General features: G+C 41.8%; 19 protein-coding genes. 7 read left to right on the forward strand and 12 right to left on the reverse strand.

What is annotated here, in order from left to right; translation table 11 throughout:
* The 3 genes from ACMXYW_RS13475 to ACMXYW_RS13485 form a co-directional block, all read right to left on the reverse strand.
* Complete coding sequence (locus tag ACMXYW_RS13475; RefSeq protein ID WP_415904385.1) at positions 1-1,965, reverse strand: TonB-dependent receptor domain-containing protein; 1,965 nt, start codon at positions 1,963-1,965, stop codon at positions 1-3.
* 393 nt (positions 1,966-2,358) lie between these two features.
* Complete coding sequence (locus ACMXYW_RS13480) at positions 2,359-3,693, reverse strand: histidine kinase sensor domain-containing protein (RefSeq protein WP_415904386.1); 1,335 nt, start codon at positions 3,691-3,693, stop codon at positions 2,359-2,361.
* Entirely contained in the window at positions 3,690-4,394 is a 705-nt protein-coding gene (locus ACMXYW_RS13485) for a response regulator transcription factor (RefSeq protein WP_415904387.1), read from the reverse strand. The genes ACMXYW_RS13480 and ACMXYW_RS13485 overlap by 4 nt, the downstream gene beginning before the upstream one ends.
* A gap of 141 nt (positions 4,395-4,535) precedes the next feature.
* Here ACMXYW_RS13485 and ACMXYW_RS13490 point away from each other — a divergent pair, with 141 nt between their 5' ends.
* Positions 4,536-5,033 carry an aminoacyl-tRNA deacylase gene (locus ACMXYW_RS13490; protein ID WP_415904388.1) on the forward strand — a complete coding sequence of 166 codons (498 nt, stop codon included), beginning with the start codon at positions 4,536-4,538 and terminating at the stop codon, positions 5,031-5,033.
* 170 nt (positions 5,034-5,203) lie between these two features.
* A complete protein-coding gene (locus tag ACMXYW_RS13495) occupies positions 5,204-6,658 on the forward strand; it encodes a hypothetical protein (RefSeq protein ID WP_415904389.1) in 1,455 nt (484 codons plus the stop codon).
* 70 nt (positions 6,659-6,728) lie between these two features.
* On the opposite strand, the gene ACMXYW_RS13500 is transcribed toward ACMXYW_RS13495, so the two are convergent.
* The 6 genes from ACMXYW_RS13500 to ACMXYW_RS13525 form a co-directional block, all read right to left on the reverse strand.
* Positions 6,729-8,324 carry a S8 family serine peptidase gene (locus ACMXYW_RS13500; protein WP_415904390.1) on the reverse strand — a complete coding sequence of 532 codons (1,596 nt, stop codon included), beginning with the start codon at positions 8,322-8,324 and terminating at the stop codon, positions 6,729-6,731.
* A 259-nt stretch (positions 8,325-8,583) separates the two neighbouring features.
* Positions 8,584-9,135, reverse strand: coding sequence for a DUF2726 domain-containing protein (locus ACMXYW_RS13505; protein ID WP_415904391.1), 552 nt, complete (start codon positions 9,133-9,135; stop codon positions 8,584-8,586).
* A gap of 305 nt (positions 9,136-9,440) precedes the next feature.
* Positions 9,441-9,929 (reverse strand): YgjP-like metallopeptidase domain-containing protein, encoded by a 489-nt coding sequence (locus ACMXYW_RS13510; RefSeq protein WP_415904392.1) that lies wholly within the window; start codon positions 9,927-9,929, stop codon positions 9,441-9,443.
* 41 nt (positions 9,930-9,970) lie between these two features.
* The gene (locus ACMXYW_RS13515; RefSeq protein WP_415904393.1) at positions 9,971-10,420 is read right to left on the reverse strand and encodes an NfeD family protein; all 450 of its coding nucleotides are present in this window, start codon (positions 10,418-10,420) and stop codon (positions 9,971-9,973) included.
* A complete protein-coding gene (locus tag ACMXYW_RS13520) occupies positions 10,421-11,338 on the reverse strand; it encodes an SPFH domain-containing protein (RefSeq protein WP_415882319.1) in 918 nt (305 codons plus the stop codon).
* A gap of 161 nt (positions 11,339-11,499) precedes the next feature.
* Complete coding sequence (locus tag ACMXYW_RS13525) at positions 11,500-11,682, reverse strand: hypothetical protein (protein ID WP_415898259.1); 183 nt, start codon at positions 11,680-11,682, stop codon at positions 11,500-11,502.
* A 262-nt stretch (positions 11,683-11,944) separates the two neighbouring features.
* Between ACMXYW_RS13525 and ACMXYW_RS13530 the strand changes: the two genes are divergently transcribed.
* The 3 genes from ACMXYW_RS13530 to ACMXYW_RS13540 all read left to right on the forward strand — a co-directional run bounded on the left by ACMXYW_RS13530 (position 11,945) and on the right by ACMXYW_RS13540 (position 14,289).
* On the forward strand, positions 11,945-12,517 hold the full coding sequence (locus tag ACMXYW_RS13530; protein WP_415904394.1) for a YceI family protein: 573 nt from the start codon (positions 11,945-11,947) through the stop codon (positions 12,515-12,517).
* Between the two features lie 137 nt (positions 12,518-12,654).
* Positions 12,655-13,788, forward strand: a complete 1,134-nt coding sequence (locus ACMXYW_RS13535) for a methyltransferase (protein WP_415904395.1) — start codon at positions 12,655-12,657, stop codon at positions 13,786-13,788.
* Between the two features lie 45 nt (positions 13,789-13,833).
* The gene (locus ACMXYW_RS13540; protein WP_415904396.1) at positions 13,834-14,289 is read left to right on the forward strand and encodes a DUF4149 domain-containing protein; all 456 of its coding nucleotides are present in this window, start codon (positions 13,834-13,836) and stop codon (positions 14,287-14,289) included.
* A 101-nt stretch (positions 14,290-14,390) separates the two neighbouring features.
* Here ACMXYW_RS13540 and ACMXYW_RS13545 read toward each other — a convergent pair whose 3' ends face one another.
* Complete coding sequence (locus tag ACMXYW_RS13545; protein WP_415882323.1) at positions 14,391-14,585, reverse strand: hypothetical protein; 195 nt, start codon at positions 14,583-14,585, stop codon at positions 14,391-14,393.
* Positions 14,586-15,004: 419 nt separating this feature from the next.
* On the reverse strand, positions 15,005-15,130 hold the full coding sequence (locus tag ACMXYW_RS13550) for a hypothetical protein (protein ID WP_415899132.1): 126 nt from the start codon (positions 15,128-15,130) through the stop codon (positions 15,005-15,007).
* A 289-nt stretch (positions 15,131-15,419) separates the two neighbouring features.
* On the opposite strand from ACMXYW_RS13550, the gene ACMXYW_RS13555 reads away from it, so the two are divergent.
* Together ACMXYW_RS13555 and ACMXYW_RS13560 are read left to right on the forward strand one after the other, a co-directional pair.
* Positions 15,420-15,599, forward strand: coding sequence for a hypothetical protein (locus ACMXYW_RS13555; RefSeq protein WP_415882325.1), 180 nt, complete (start codon positions 15,420-15,422; stop codon positions 15,597-15,599).
* A 413-nt stretch (positions 15,600-16,012) separates the two neighbouring features.
* Positions 16,013-16,273, forward strand: a complete 261-nt coding sequence (locus ACMXYW_RS13560; protein WP_415882326.1) for a hypothetical protein — start codon at positions 16,013-16,015, stop codon at positions 16,271-16,273.
* 58 nt (positions 16,274-16,331) lie between these two features.
* On the opposite strand, the gene ACMXYW_RS13565 is transcribed toward ACMXYW_RS13560, so the two are convergent.
* A complete protein-coding gene (locus ACMXYW_RS13565) occupies positions 16,332-16,520 on the reverse strand; it encodes a YqaE/Pmp3 family membrane protein (protein ID WP_415882327.1) in 189 nt (62 codons plus the stop codon).
* Positions 16,521-16,551: the final 31 nt, after the last annotated feature.

Consider the following 16,551-nt stretch of genomic DNA (forward strand, 5'->3'; position numbering starts at 1 on the left):
TCAGAATTTAAACTTGGCACCCAACACAACCGAGCGACCTGGCTCATTCAAAGTAGTATCTGTTCCAAACTCATGTCCATAGGTTGAACGATCAGCATAAGTTTCATCGAACAGGTTATTAACAGATAGACGTAGCGTCAGGTTGTTCAATGCTTGCGGAGTGTAAGCAACAAATGAATTAGCTACTGTATAGCTAGGAAAAGCCCCCTCCACAGGAGATGTGCCATCATGCCCATCCATTGAGAAGTAGTGCTGCACGTCTGCACCAAAGTTGATATTGGCACTATCAATTGACTGTACAAAATCAGCTTTTAAAGATTTGCCAAGTGGAGTTCCGATATAATAAGCGTTTGTAGAGCCCTCAATTCCATTAATTTTAGTATCAACATCAATATAACTCAGTCTCACAAAGCCAGACTGCCACTCATATCGAGTATTAATCTCGAATCCATCAGACTCAACATCACTGTAACTATCTGGGCCACCGCCATATTCTTCATCTCGGATATCACTGATATCCGTTTTAAAGATTTTCGCGCCTATAGTTAAACCAGCGAGTGATGGGCTTAAACCTTCAGCATTCAATTCCATACCAATAAACCCGTTATCGGCTTTTGACTCCTTTAGACCTGCTGAATAATCCCAAGCCGCATTTGCTATATAAGGCTCGGTAATTTGCACACCACCGAATACATGTGAATATCCAGCGCTCGCAGTTACAAATTCTGTTAGATCATATTCAGCAGAAATGTTGCTGGATAAGCCACTGTTATCATGCTTAGAGCCATCTACACCTTCAAGTTCATGATCATCGTAACGAGCACCGAAGGAGATTCGAGCCCGATCACTGAGCGATAGTCGAGCTTGCGCAAACGCACCTATATTCTTTGCTTTTTCTTCTGGGAATTCGCTAAAAGTCGGGAAAATCCCCTTAGTTGTATCGTTGTAAAAATCTACACCAGCATCGACAGTGCCATCTTCCAGTACAAATTCATTGGCCAAAACGCCATTTATACTTTCATACTCACCTGAAGTTGGATAGCTGCTATTAACCCAGATCAATTCAGTTTCTGAGTGAGCAATTTTTACATAAGGGTTAATCAAACCTTTAGGTGCTTCGTTTTTAATCGCAAATACAAGCGTTTCACGCTTTAGTTCGTTGTTCTCCGACAAGAAGCCTCGATTGAAATTGGCTCTTTCTGGGCGATGCCCATCATCTTCTACTTTTTCGTAGGATAGCTTTGTACGGTAACCACTTTCATGCAGATAACCGACTTTAAATAAGCCTGATTTCATCGCTGTTTCAGAGCCTATGACATCATCACCATTACCGTCTTCAAAATCGTCACCAGATGCGCTCTTTACGTAACCGAGTATTTCAAAACCACCCGAGCGACCAAATAACGAGATATTTCTATCGAATGTATCACCGTTAGTGTTGTACTCAAGGCCGACAGAACCACCGAAATTGTCACTATCTTCCAATAAGTCGGAAACATCTTTGGTCTCATAAACCAGTGAGCCACCCAACGCTCCAGGGCCAGCATCAGCAGGCGCAACACCGGCATCAACGCTCACAGCTTTTAACAGTTCAGGATCGATGATGTTCGTAGCTGAATGGTGAAATAATTTGTTATTTTGACGGGCACCATCAATGGTTACAGCTAAGTTTGTTTCTTCAACACCGTTGACGTATACCTTTTGTGACGCAGCTATTGAGCTTCCCACTTCAACACTTGGTGTATTTCTAAACACATCTTGAAGGTCGTTCGGATTTAGGCGCTGTAGTTCTTCCAGGCCAATACGAGTTTCACCAACGTCCGACGCCACACCCTCTACTTTAATTTTGTCCAAGCGCTCATAGCTTTTCTCGGAGTCTTCTTGAGCAGCAGCAATTTGGCTGGATACCGCATAACCAATCAGTAAAGACAATGAAGCTCGTCTTTTGTTTTTCTGTGAAATCATGTAATTCCTACCTACATTAAACTTATCAAACTAAAGCTGGGAGTGAACATAGCCAAAATTTTGCGCGTCACAATCACAACAAATAATAACCATTTACAATTACGATCTATTATCAATAACTACTGAATAATTGTCACAACGTTTACATTTGTTACGCACTGATGGTTTTGTTAGGGGGAAATATCTCAAACAAAGCGAGTTTTTTAGCCACTAGATAAAGGGCTTAACAATTGGAACCCTAGGTTATCTGTAGGGGTAGAAAGGAAGTAAGATCAGATTTTATGAAGGTACAGACAGATCAGCGATAACTAATATTATCCCATGCTGATTACCTCAACAGTCAGCTTAAGAAGACACAAAGCGAGTTGAATATATCTTATCCAACTCCCCCCCTTATACCGGTAATATTATTCTTATCTGTAAACCACCACTGGCCAAATTTGATGCTTTAATTGAGCCTGACACCGCTTCTACCTGCCTTTTAGCTAATGCCAACCCAAGCCCAAATCCACCCGAGTCGGCACCTCGTGATTTTTCAACTCGATAAAATGGCTGAAAGATTTTGTCCAGCGATTCTTCAGGCACACCCGGCCCCTGATCACAGATTGTAAGTAAGTACTCATCATCCTGAATACTCAGTTGAATACTGACCTCTCCACCCTGAGGTGTATACCGTAGAGCATTGCGAATAACATTCTCTATCGACTGCCCAAGAATTCGGTGACTAGAGGAATCAAGTGGCGCGCTCTCAGGCATACAACTAACGAGCTTACGATCAGGATATTCGAAACGGGCGTCATCGATAATGCTATCTAGCAGGTCCACCAGATCAAGATATTCACCTTTGATCTGAGGCTTCTCGGTATCCATCCACGCAAGCGTCAAAGCATCTTCGGTCATTTCACGCATTTGCGCGACTTCACGCTGAATACGTTCAATATTCTCGGGGCAGTTCTTTTCACTGATACTGCTAAGCGCCATTTCGATACGTGTAATGGGTGTACGCAGCTCATGGGAAAGGTCGGCAATTAGCTGTCGTTGAGTAACGATCAACCCGCCCGTATGTTCCGCCATGGTATCGAAAGTTCTGGCTAACGAAGCTAACTCATCATTACGTGCTCCCAGTGATTGACTGACACGAGCATCATAATTACCCTCATTGAACTGCCGAGTTGCTTTTTCCAATTTCTGAATAGGTGTTACCAAGTGTCGGTAAAGCATCAAGCAAACTAACGCTAAAACCACAAAAGGCAGTGCGATCTGTAACAACAGTTGTGCTGGTTTTAAAAATCCACCCGGCCTCATACGTTGCGGCAAACGGATCAAAAAATGGGTATGACCGTCAACAAAAGGCAGTTCCATAACGGGGTTATAGGCATAGTAAAGATGGATCATATATTCGACATTTCGGCCAAGCCGCAAACTGCCAGAGTAATAGTCATCCATGTAGTTACCGGCTAGCAAGGTCAAATCAGATCCTGCAATCGCAATCCAAGTATCCTCTCGTTTTTCCAGATCCTCGATCCATTGATCAAGTAACTGCATGTCACCTGCTTTATAGATTTCCTCGGCTTCAGCTGCCCAAGACTTCATCTCTAACTGGTGCTTTTCGGCAATTAGGCTCATACGTTGTTCGGTATGATTCGCAAGCCAATCAATAGCACCATACAAAGCAACGGTACCTGCCACTAGAATGGCGAAAAGCTTCCAAAATAAGCGCCGTTTCATTTAAAGCAGTACCCTTCACCATGCACCGTTTCTAAAGCTGAAACATCAATACTTCGTTGCGAAAGTTTGCGCCTTATTCGACTCACGTGCATATCTAAACTACGGTCGTATCGGCTGTACTCTTTGTTAAGAACAGACTGATAAAGGTGTGGTTTACTAAGCACTTCACCACTTTGTTTTACTAATGCCCATAACACTTTAAATTCGATAGGTGTGAGGACAACCTCTAGATAATCACGATGAACACGATTCTGTTTCCGGTCTAAATGGAAGAAAGGGGTTTTAATAACATCCTGCTCGATCTGACTTTCTACCAAATATCGCGTACGACGCAGAATGGCTTCGACACGTAATAAGAGCTCAGTAATATTGAAAGGCTTAGCTAAGTAATCATCCGCACCATTGCTATAACCTGTAATGCGCTCCTCTTCCGCGCCACATGCAGTCAGCATCATCACCGGGGTTTCGCGCTTTTGTCTCAATTTACTAAGCAATGAAAAACCATCTAATCCCGGCAAAAGAACATCCAACAAGATGAGGTCATAGGTTTTACTTAATGCGGAGACCAACCCCTGACGTCCTTCAAAACGTTGATCTGTTTCGTAACCCTGTTCTTCCAAGAACGAGGTGATCTGATTATTCAACGTACGATCATCTTCAATAATTAAAATCTTCGCCGTTGAAGCAAAACCGTCAGCCATAGTTACTATCCGATTAAATGGTAATCAATTACATTTACGAATGGAGTTTATTTCAGCACGTTCAAAAATGCAATTTCCTATAGCGTTCCCTTAATCGGCTACTAAACTTATACAGCGACGTCTCTTATGGGAGGAATAATCATGTCCGTATCAGCCACACTTTGTAGCTTTCTAAAAAATAAGGGCTGCAGTTATGACACAATCAAACACGACTACTCTTTTACTTCTCTCGATAGTGCACATAGGGCTTCAATTCCCGTAACGCAGATGGCCAAAGCGGTTGTCATTCATCAGAAAAACAAGTTCACCCTTGCTGCAGTTCCTGCAATGAATAAGGTGATGTTACCTCAATTAGCGGCCATTACTGGCTCACCCGCAAGATTAGCCAAAGAAGCAGAAATAAAGCGTATTTTTGGAGATTGCGAAGAAGGTGCAATCCCTGCTATCGGCCAAGCCTATGGACTCGATGTAGTTTGGGATGACCGTTTAACTGAGGCTGATGATATCTACATCGAAGCAGGCGATCATCAAAGCTTAATCCACCTGAAACGCCAGCAGTTCCAGAATTTAATGAAGAATAAACAACACGGTGAAATTAGCTGCGCGCCTGAAGAGCTTTATGATCTAAGCCATTATTAATATATACCCCATTACATTATTCATCCTGAATATAAATATTCAGAATTGAGTTTTGAGTGCAAAAAAATCCAATTCACTTTTTTATTCACGGCTACAGTTAAACGTAGTTAGACGGATATAGCAGAAATTTGGTAAGGAGGATTTTCATATCTTATTCGGGGGCATAATTTATGTATCCCACTCAAGTAAAATCCCTCGGAGCGCTTATCCTTTGCGGTTTAGTTTCAATTTTGTTGCTAGGTCTATCTACAGACGTACATTCTGGAAAAAACTTAAAAGGTAATGGCTTTCCCGCAGGTTTTCATTTCAATTTAAACCTTCTCGGTAAAAAAACTCAGGCACCGGGTGTATTCAACTGTCCGAGTGAAGCTGACTATCGCTGCCAAACAGACGATGACGGCATTATTCCTTGTGATCCCAATACAGAAGAGTGTATTCAGGTAACTGATGATTCCAATGCGCAATTTTTTTGCCATGAAGACTCATCTCAAAATGTAGTTTTTATTCCCCGCTACGATGAAAACACCAATGCTGATACCAGTGTTGCGATTCAATCAGGCAGTACAAAAGGAGGTAAAAACAAATCACTTCCCCTCAAAGACTTAGATGGTGATGGAATCCCTGATCTGCAAGTCACAGATTGGTGTACCGAGTCATTTCCAGATAGTGATGGAGCTGATGGTGCAGTTGTAAGTCTTCCGCCTTACGATTCTGGCTATGCTGTGTTTGCGCGCGTGACTGGGAAACCTTGTAACAATGTTAATGAAGCTGGTGAATGCGTAACCGGCACAATGTTTACAAACAACTTTGGCTTTATCAACGACGATCAAGGCAATGAGCTACTTGCTTTAGGCTTCGTCACCAAAGACGGGGTATGGAATAACTTTAATCTAGAACGTGAACAAGACGGTACTAAAACTAAAGGCCCCGGAGGTAAAGGCGTAAAACCAGCCCAAGATATCAGTAGTGCTTTCACTTTTACAGGTTCAATCTGTTACATCTCTCCCGGTGACCAAAGATATTTTTGCGGGCAAATCACACCAGCAGATGACGACTTTATTATAGGAGTTGATGAAGAAGGGACCCCCGTTGATTCTAATAACGATGGCTCAACCGACTACTGGCTTCCTATAGAGAGTTGGTTCTGGGACGACCCAGATGACAACGGCGACGGCATAACTACTGTCGATGTAGGTGATAATGGTGAAGACGATTGGGCTGACGTTACAGCCAATATATTCTCAACAGTCATGTTATCTGGGACAACCACAGTTCAAGGCTGCGCAATTAACGCTTATTGCTATGACGAAGCTAATAATATCTATGGCCTTCTCACAAACTCTGATCAATTCGATGCATGTACGGCGATGATAGAAGCAGATATAGCCAGCGGAGCCGTTCCCGCGATCGGTTACTTTGAACAGTGGAGCGACCCTAACAAACTCGTAGTCGATGCCCCTACTGTTGGCACCTGTAAAAGTTGGGAAAATGAATGGATATTTAATATTGCGGATTTCGTAGAGTATATCTGGGGAATAGACAATAAAGGCTCATACAATATCCAAGTTAGATTCTATCCTTATGATGAAGTATGCGATCAATTACCAGGAGGTTGCAGTAACTGATTACCAACTCATAAAAAATAAAAAAGCCTGCTAATGCAGGCTTTTTTATTTTTTATGAAATAGATAATTATCATCTACCGCATTTTTTCCAGCCGCCTTTACACTCGCCATCACCACCATCAGAACCTCCATCTGAAGAAGTGACCTCCACGGAATTACTGAGTACCCAAGCTGATACGCCAGCACTGTTTCTAGCAAGAATCCTGTATACGTAAGTGCCGCTATCTAAACCAGAATCTGTATATGAAGTATCAGCCCCAGCAGGAGTTGCTACTGAGTTGAAACCACCCAGTTTACCGCGTCGATTTTGCTTACTACGCTCTATTGAATAACTGGTTACCGTTCCAACAGAAGGAGCACTCCATGTTAGCTGTACAGCATTTGCATTGGAATCGAAGTTTGCTGAGAAATTCTCAGGGGAACCAGGTTTTGTTTCTGTCGGCTCATCATCAATCGGTTCATTATCTCCAGCGTCAATAGCGCCTAATGCGTCATAAACTTGGATAAGACCATGGCCAAAAACACTATCCCAACCTGAGTCACCTAAATCCACTGCACTTGCTTCAAGCGCAGCCTGAACCTGATAGCGATCCAAGTTCCCATCCTTCGATAAAAGGATAGCTGCAGCCGCCGCGGCATGGGGGGCTGCCATTGATGTACCTTGAAATAGATAATATCCCCAAGTTCCCTGCCCTTGAGATAGATAGGTTTCTTGAACAACTCCATCACCATAACTGTCATTTGGAATGTGGAGGTTTTGAGATGTATTACCACCCGGAGCGACTAAATCTAATTTAGGGCCTTGATTTGAGTAGGGAGCAATACCATCAACATCCGTCGCTCCAACAGCTAAAGTTTCTGGGTGACTAGCAGGGTAACTTATCCCGTCTGTAGAACTGTCATTGCCAGATGCTACTACTATCGTCACACGGGTATCGGAATTAGTCAGGGTTGAATAAGATGGATAATTAACAAATTGCTCCAGTGCATACCCTGCAGGATAGCCAAGACTCATATTAATAACTTGAGCGCCGTTATTGATAGCCCAAGTTATACCCTCAGCAATATCTGCATCCGTCCCGGAACCGTTGTCATCCAAGACTTTTACCGGAAGGATACAGGCTCCATGAGCTAACCCTGCTACACCAACCCCGTTATTTGTACTCTGAGCAACCGTGCCGCTAACATGGGTTCCGTGCCCGTCGCCATCTGCCACATTGGAACTACCATCAATCGCATTATACCCAGGTAAAACACAATCTATTCCGTCTGGGCCACCTGACTGTAAGCCGGTATCTAAAACGGCAACATTCACACCAGCACCATCATAAAGTGCCCACGCTTGTTCAGCCTGAACAGCGCCAAAGTGCCATTGGTAGCCATACAAAGGATCATTAGGCGCGAACTTTCGAGCAATATAGTTTCGGCTGGCTTTACGCCCTTTGCTTCTTAACGCTAAGGTTTGTGCTAATTCTTTGCCGGGGGACACTTTAAGAATGGTTAAATCTGCATTGGGAAGGTACTTAAGAACTTCATACCCTTCAGATGCAGAAACCTCACCTTTCACAACGACCTCTCCTGGTCGAAACTCAATCCCTGCTACAGCAAAACTGGCTGCTAAAGAGCACCCCATAGCCACACAGAGAAGTTTTAATGGCGTTTTCATAACCACTCCACCTTGTCATTATCAAGTGATAAACAGATATCAGGCAGTGCAACTACAGTTGGCTAAAAATCCGTGCCACCAAACTGACTACACAGGAGCAAGCTTCTTTTGCTTAAAGTACGAACACTATAAGTCCCGACGCTTCTTTTAAGTTTAGTAAGCAATGGAGAGACTGCCAGTTAGCAAAATTCAAGAAAACCAAGAGAAAATGAGAGGGATTGATAACTAGGCAGCGATGATGAAACACACCATCTGCAGATCAGAGAGTATTTAGTGCATCAACCATACGAAGATTTAATCGCCCTTGTTGATTTTTAGCATAGTCAACAGGTGCAATGGTTCTTTCAAACCGTTCAATGATTTCAACTAAGTTATAACCATTTTGAGGCGCAACTCGAAGAAGAGGGAGATTAACATCATGACAGATCTCTTCTAAGAAAAGATCTTGTTTCTTAAACTGCTTCTTATCGTAAGCATGGTCATCCAACTCGACAGCGCACACTACACGGTTGTTCGCGGGATCTGAAACAATGTAATCAAACTGACGATGGCGAATCTTTTTCAATGCTTTTCGTTTTGCCCGATCCGATTTTTCAGGCAATGCTTCTAACACTTCAGGCATAGGAACTTTACAGTGAACTTGGTATTGTCCACCGACAGCTTTTTCTAAAACCGATGTAAACATACGCTCTGTATGTGAAAGAGAGGTATCTGGCGCTTTAGATTTTTTGGCGCGAATAATCACGACTAAAAGCAGCATAAAAACAGCTACCCCACTCGCAATATAAATCCACAAATTTTCGTCCATCATAACGCCCTACCCCGTTTGAAGGCGCCATATTACCGAGAGTGAAAGCGGAAAGCATCTGAATTTTATGATCTAAAATAATTTCAGTGCCAAAGTATAAAAAGCTACCCAAAGTAAGGTTTAGAAGGCCTATCAAGAGAAAGGTTATTGAGAGCTAACCACTGAGAGATGGTAGCTATTACTCAAGTTATATACGCCAAAAATCATTTAGAGATATGATCAATAGTCCTTATTTGAATCCGACCGTTAACTATAAAGACATACTACTAGACTCAAAAAACTAGTCAGCGACACACTATAAAGCATCACTATGAATATTCTTGCCAAGTAAGATAGAGCCTAAGGTCTAACTCTAATTGGTGATAATCAGCTTCCATATGCTGACATAACTGATAGAACGCTTTGTTATGATCTAACTCTTTCAGATGTGCTAATTCGTGGACAACAATCATCCGCAAAAAGGCTTCAGGTAATTGTTTGAATCGCGTATCGATCAGGATCTCTTTTTTAGATTTAAGTTTATTCCCTTGGATACGAGATACGCGGCTATGCGTACCTAAAGCATTCATCGCCGCAACTTTATCGCTGTATTGCACTTTGCTGACAGGTGCTGATTTTCGCATATAGCGATTTTTCAGATCCATCGTATATTCGTACAGCGCTTTATTGCTTTGAATCGAATGGGAATCTGGATATCTTTTCTGTAGAAGAGGCCCCAGCGTTTCATCTTGCAACATGGCTAAAGCTTGTTGCTTTAAAGACTCGGGGTAATGATTGATATATTTTAGTGCTGTCATAAGTAAACGGGACCAGCTTAGCTGGTCCCGCTAGATATCAATTACAGTTTACGGATCAAAAGCGTCATGCCTTCGCTGGCATACACCTCTACTTTAGTTCCCGCTTCCAAATCATCTTCAGCAGTAACCTTCCAAAAAGTATCTCCGATCTGAATACGGCCTAAGCCATTTTCAACGTCATCTGCCAAGGTCAGTTTTCGTCCAATCAATTGAGCCGCTCGATCATTAATCATACCTGCTTCATCATCATTGTTTTGGCATCGGAAAAACTTCCAGAAAATAACTGAAGCAATAACGGAGAAGAGCGCAAATAATAGGAATTGATGCTGCCAATCATTTAGAACACCAATCGCCATTAAGGCAGCAACGGCAAAAGCTGATAAAGAGACACCGATCATAAATCCGGCAGCGCCTAGGGCTTCACCGCCTAAAAGCACCAACGCCAGAATAATCCAATGCCAGAAAGTAATTGATTCGAGTAGTTCTAACATTTAAGAACCTATCTTAGTTTCTTTTAACAGCTCGCTGATACCAGCAACGGAGCCAATAACACTGCTTGCTTCTAGAGGCATCATCACGACTTTAGCATTTTCGCCTGCGCCAATATTTTGCAGAGCTTCAGTATATTTTTGAGCGACAAAATAGTTCAGAGCTTGTGGATTACCTTGTGATATTGCCTCCGAAACCACTTTGGTTGCACGCGCTTCTGCCATTGCCAAACGCTCTCGAGCCTCCGCTTCTCGGAATGCCGCTTCTTTTTCACCTTCTGCTGTTAAAATAGCTGCTTGCTTTTCACCTTCGGCAACTTTAATCGCAGCTTCTCTTTCACCTTCAGCCGTTAAAATCGCAGCACGCTTTTCACGCTCAGCTTTCATCTGGTTTGCCATCGCTTCAACAAGATCAGCCGGAGGTGATATATCGCGAATTTCAACACGGGTAACTTTAACGCCCCATGGATCTGTAGCTTCATCAACTTTGCTCAACAATTGGCTATTGATGTTGTCGCGATTGGATAACATCTCATCTAGTTCCATCGAACCTAGAACCGCACGGATATTAGTCATTACCAAATTCTGCATCGCGCGATAAAGATCGTTAACTTCGTAACTCGCTTTAGATGCATCCAACACCTGATAGAAACAAACAGCATCGGTAGTTACTTGCGCGTTGTCAGAACTGATCACTTCTTGAGGCGGTACATCCAGTACTTGCTCCATCATGTTTTGCTTAGCGCCAATCTGATCAACAAAAGGAATAATCAGATTCAAACCTGGTGTAAGAGTTTTGGTAAAACGTCCAAAACGTTCTGTTGTCCAGTTATACCCCTGAGGAACCATCTTGACCCCAGAAAAAATAAAAATTAATGCGAGAACAACCACTACCGCAGCGGTAATTTCAAACCCAAACATCACAATCTCCTTTAGTAAAGTTGGGAGGAGGTATTCATATTAATACTGATCGGGAAGAACTGAAATGGCTTAACTAAATTAAGCGTGAGGTAACGGCAAGCAATCAATAAGAAATATTAAACGCTTTTTTGGGGAAGAAAGAACAATCTGTAGAAAAAGGATTATTCCTCTTCTGTCTGTTCATGCTCGGCGAGGAACCCGCGAATAAAACGACGAACTTCACGTGCAGCACTCGTATCTAGCTCTTCACACAACGCAACAAAATCATCGCGCTCGACATCGTTAATGCGAATAACTAGTTGGCTGTTTTTCTTTTTAGCCTTAGATTTCTTTTTAGACTTCATCATTTTTCAACTCTAAATCGTCAACTGACTGCAAGAATACAGCAATTATCCCCTTACCCCAACGTACATCTTAAGAATATCTTAGGTATATACAATTTAATTTCTATCAGCCTTAAAAGTTAACCTAAAACGAAAACTTTAATCATTTAATATCAAAGGGATAAATGTATTTCTTTGATCCTCAACAACTCAGCTCTAGACAAAAGTAAACGACTGTTTAAAATCCAAACCCATCACTACAAAAAAATAAGGATATTTACCCATGAAAAAATTAGTAGCCATCGCATCACTTGCTCTTTTCAGCACCGTTGTTTCAGCAGACTGGACGCTAAGCCAACAAGATTCTGACTTCAGTTTCTCATCCATCAAGAAAGCTAAAGTGCTAGAAAACCACAGTTTTAAACAGTTTAGCGGCGGCATCGATGCTGCCGGCAAAGCAACGCTAAATCTTGACCTTGCATCTGTAACTACAGGTATCGAGATCCGTGACGAGCGTATGCAAAACATGCTGTTCGAAACTGGCAAATTTGCTCAGGCCAACTTTACGGCTCAAGTAGATGTAAACCAAATTGAGAAACAAGCCGTTGGTTCCATCCAGCCGCAGACTATCACTGGCACATTAAGCCTTCACGGTGTTGAAAAAGAGATTACCGCTCAAGTGAATGTCGTTAAGCTAGCTGACAACAAAGTATTGGTTAGCACAGCTCAACCCATCACAATTAACGCTGCGGATTTTGCTCTAGATACTGGGGTAACTGCACTTAAAGAGATCGCAAAATTACCATCTATCTCTTTCGCAGTACCGGTTAGCTTTAACCTAGCTTTCACTAAGTAAAACACGCTTAAGGTTATTAAACCCAGGTACATTTACCTGGGTTTCTTTCTTTTCCAAGTTCCCTTGCGACGCTACGTTCTAAATCACCCCTTGTGATAAACTGCGGCCTGTAATTTTCGAATCAGTTTTGGGCCCGTATGAATATCTTCGAAACACCTTTCGGTCAATTCTCTCTTTCTCGTTATCCTCGTCGTAGAAATGAACAACTACGTGCGTGGGACGCTGCTGATGAGTACCTGTTAAATCAGATTGATCAGGAAGAGATCCTTGCAAACCCAAAACGCATCTTGATCATTAACGATCAATTTGGCGGTTTATCAATCGCATTAAATGACCAAGCGCCAACAGTGGTCAGCGATTCGTGGTTGGCTCATGCCGGTATAAAAAACAATGCTGCGGATAACGATATTGATGCAAAAGCCATAACCCTATGTAACAGTTTGGATTATCCAGCCGAAACATTTGACCTCGTGCTGATTAAAATTCCAAAAAGCTTAGCGATGTTGGAGGACCAACTAATCCGCTTGCGTCCTTTGTTAGCAGCAGAAACTAAAGTAATCGGCGGCGGGATGGTTAAATCTATTCATACCTCAACGCTAAAACTGTTCGAAAAGTATTTAGGCCCTACAACAACCTCGTTGGCAAAGAAGAAAGCAAGACTGATATTTCCAGAGATCGATCTGAATCGACCGCAATTAGAATCGCCCTACCCATCCGATTATATATTGGAGAACACGCAGCATAAGATCATCAACCATGCTGGAGTATTTTCCCGAGATAGTTTGGATATCGGCACCCGCTTTTTCCTTCAACATTTACCTGATACAGATACATTCGAGGATATAATTGATCTTGGCTGCGGTAATGGCGTTGTAGGCTTAATTGCAGCAGAAAAGAATCCATCTGCGGCTGTTCACTTTGTGGATGAATCATTTATGGCTGTCGCTTCTGCCGAGGCAAATTTCAGAGAAGCCTTCGGCGACAGTCGAAACGCAACTTTCCAAGCAACCGATTGCCTAGCTGGTATTCAGAAGAATAGTTGTGACTTGGTGTTAAACAATCCTCCTTTCCACCAGCAAAATGTGGTCGGAGATTTCATTGCTCAACAGATGTTCCGAGAATCTCATAAAGTCTTACGATCTGGTGGTGAGTTATGGGTAATCGGCAACCGTCATCTTGGCTACCATGTAGCACTCAAAAAGATTTTTAAAAATTGTGAGACTATCGCTAACAATAAGAAGTTTGTCATTTTGAAAGCGATTAAACATTAACCTTATTTAACATTCAGGGAAGTAATTCCCGCAGTGAGGACGCCTATGTTTATTGCATTATCCCTCCATATTTTAGCTGCAGTTATTTGGGTAGGCGGTATGTTTTTCGCCTATGTTTGTTTACGACCAGTTGCAGCCGAACAACTTGAACCGCCTGCTCGGTTAGCACTCTGGCAGCAAGTATTTGCTCGTTTTTTTACTTGGGTATGGGCAGCAATTCTGCTTTTGATCATCAGTGGTCATAGCATGATTGCAATCTATGGTGGGTTTAAGAGCGTTGGTATGCATGTTCACATTATGCTGCTGATCGGCTATACCATGATGGCGATATTTGGACATCTGTATTTCAGTCCGTATAAAAAACTGAGTCTGGCGGTAAAAGAAAACCGTTGGCCAGATGCCGCTGAACAGTTAAATAAGATCAGAAAAATTGTCGCGATTAATCTGACTTTAGGTATAGCAACAGTGGTTGTTGCTAGTGGCGGAAAGTTTCTTTTCTAAAAGAGTTCCTTTTCTAAAATAGGTTCTTCGAGCAAATTAAAGCAGAAGCACGGATAAGCGTGCTTCTGCATTTTCTATCATTTGTTATTCCCAGAACTAGATTAGGCCTGAAGGCTCATGGGCATAGGTATATATTCACCTATTTCATCAGGTTCTGCATCAAGAACCGCTTCCCAACCTTCTTCGCCCGGTTTCATTTCATCAGGTAAGCCCCAAAGTTCACCGCACCAAAACGCAGCGATCCAGCGCTTGCCATAACGAACTTTATAAAATCCAGGTTCTCTATTCTCATTCACGATCCATCTCCTTTTTATTCTTATCAAGGCAGAATCCATCTTCTTCTAACCACAATGACGATATCCGTTTAATCAATCATCATAAGCAGTTTTATTTGGATCGCCCCAGAGAATTTACGAAGCTAACTCAAGTAAACAAACCTAAGTACAGCCGAAGCTCCTTTCTCTTATTTATTGTTTTTTATCTCTCTAACTTCTTATAAATCTTTTGCGCATATAACGTAAAGTTAGAGTGTACACAAAATAACCAGACAATAAACGGGGTTTAGCCGAAGGTGTAATACTGAGAGGTCGGACAAAATGAAACAAACTGAATTTATTTCAGGCATTAAAAAAGACCACCTAAGTGATCTTTTTTAGCAAGATAAAAGCTGACAACTTTGAGGAAGGTGACATCAACCTCAGCAGCTAAATCAAATTTACTTTTTCTGGTCTTCGTTCATCAGGCCGCGAACTTTAATGAAAGCCCAAACCATTGCGACACTCATACCAGCGATCATTGCCAGACTAGGAACCAGAACTTCCATGCTATATACATCAACCATTACGACACCCTCACAAAATTTTTCGTATTGCTCGTAGTTACTGGTGGCTAGATTAACCCTTTAGAGATTAGGGGTTATTGATTTAGCTCAAGAAATGATCATTAGCGAAGATGAAAAATTTTACGTTTGTAATGATTAAGTTTGAAAAAGCTTATGAACTGATCCATAACTTAAATGGCGAGCCCCAGCATTAAGGGAGCTCCGGTAGTGCCGGAATAATAAAAATGCATAAGGCTCCGCCAAGACTCATAAGCTTGAGTCACCGATAACTGTTCAGGAGGTAAGCGTCATGCCTTATAAAACAGTTGCCTGGACCGCCGAGCAACTCAAAAAAATGAATTCAGAACCTTTTATGATCGATTTTCTGGATACATTTAAACTTGCCCCATTAACCTTAGCCAGCGATGAAGCCGTCGCTAATATGAATGCAGTTCTAGACTTAGTAGAAGCTCAAATAAGAAAGCCATAATCCTCTGTCCGCTCCAAAAATAAGGCAGGTCATTGTACCTGCCCTTTTTTTGCCCTTCTTAAACCTTCCCCTTTAAAAACAATAAGTTAAATATCAAGAGCATAATCATTTCGTCATAAAACATAAAACAACCAATCAAAAATAACTTTTGACACTACAAATATAAATTTCAATCAATAAAATCACGACTTCCTGTAAAAAATCTCATCTTCCACTCCTGATTTTATTCCTTATAAATCAACAAGTTACAAGAAACACTTTTACTTAGGACAATAATTTAAATTTATTTATTTTTTCCTTTATTTTCAATAACTTACACAAGAAAAAACACCTTAATTTATTTGCGATAAATCCTTATTTAATATAGACTTATCAATATAGATAAAAGAAGTTTCATAAATGAGGAAATGAAGATGCAAGAAAAGGAAGTGAAGTTACTTTTTAAAGCGGGCGTATTTGATTCTTGCCAAGCGATTCCTATCTCTATGGCACGCGGATGGACTTTAAAATTTGTGACAAAACAGGACGAAATCATCACGCTAGATCTACAGCGATCTAAGTCGGAACGGGAGTTTAAGAGCCTTGATGGTGCTGCTGCGGTAGCAAAACGGATTGGGTTTGAATGGCTAAAAGTTCAGATCGGTGATCTTGAATGGCAGGAAAAGGTTAAGTAACAGGCATAAAAAAACCGCTTCAAACTGAAACGGCTTTTTCTGTGGAATGCATTAAGCGTTATTTATCTAATGCATCTTTAATCTTTTTGTCGGTCTGATATTGGCTCAAAGCATATACAGACCATATTGCTGCTGGAATCCAGCCCACTAAGGTAATCTGTAAAATAAGGCAGACAATTCCAGCTATCGGGCGACCGATCGTAAAAAACTGTAGCCAAGGAATTAACAAAGCAAGTAACAAACGCATCTTTTATCTCCTTAGAATGCGGGAGTGGAGT

This window comes from Neptuniibacter sp. QD48_55 (genome assembly GCF_047778115.1).
Classification (GTDB): domain Bacteria; phylum Pseudomonadota; class Gammaproteobacteria; order Pseudomonadales; family Balneatricaceae; genus Neptuniibacter.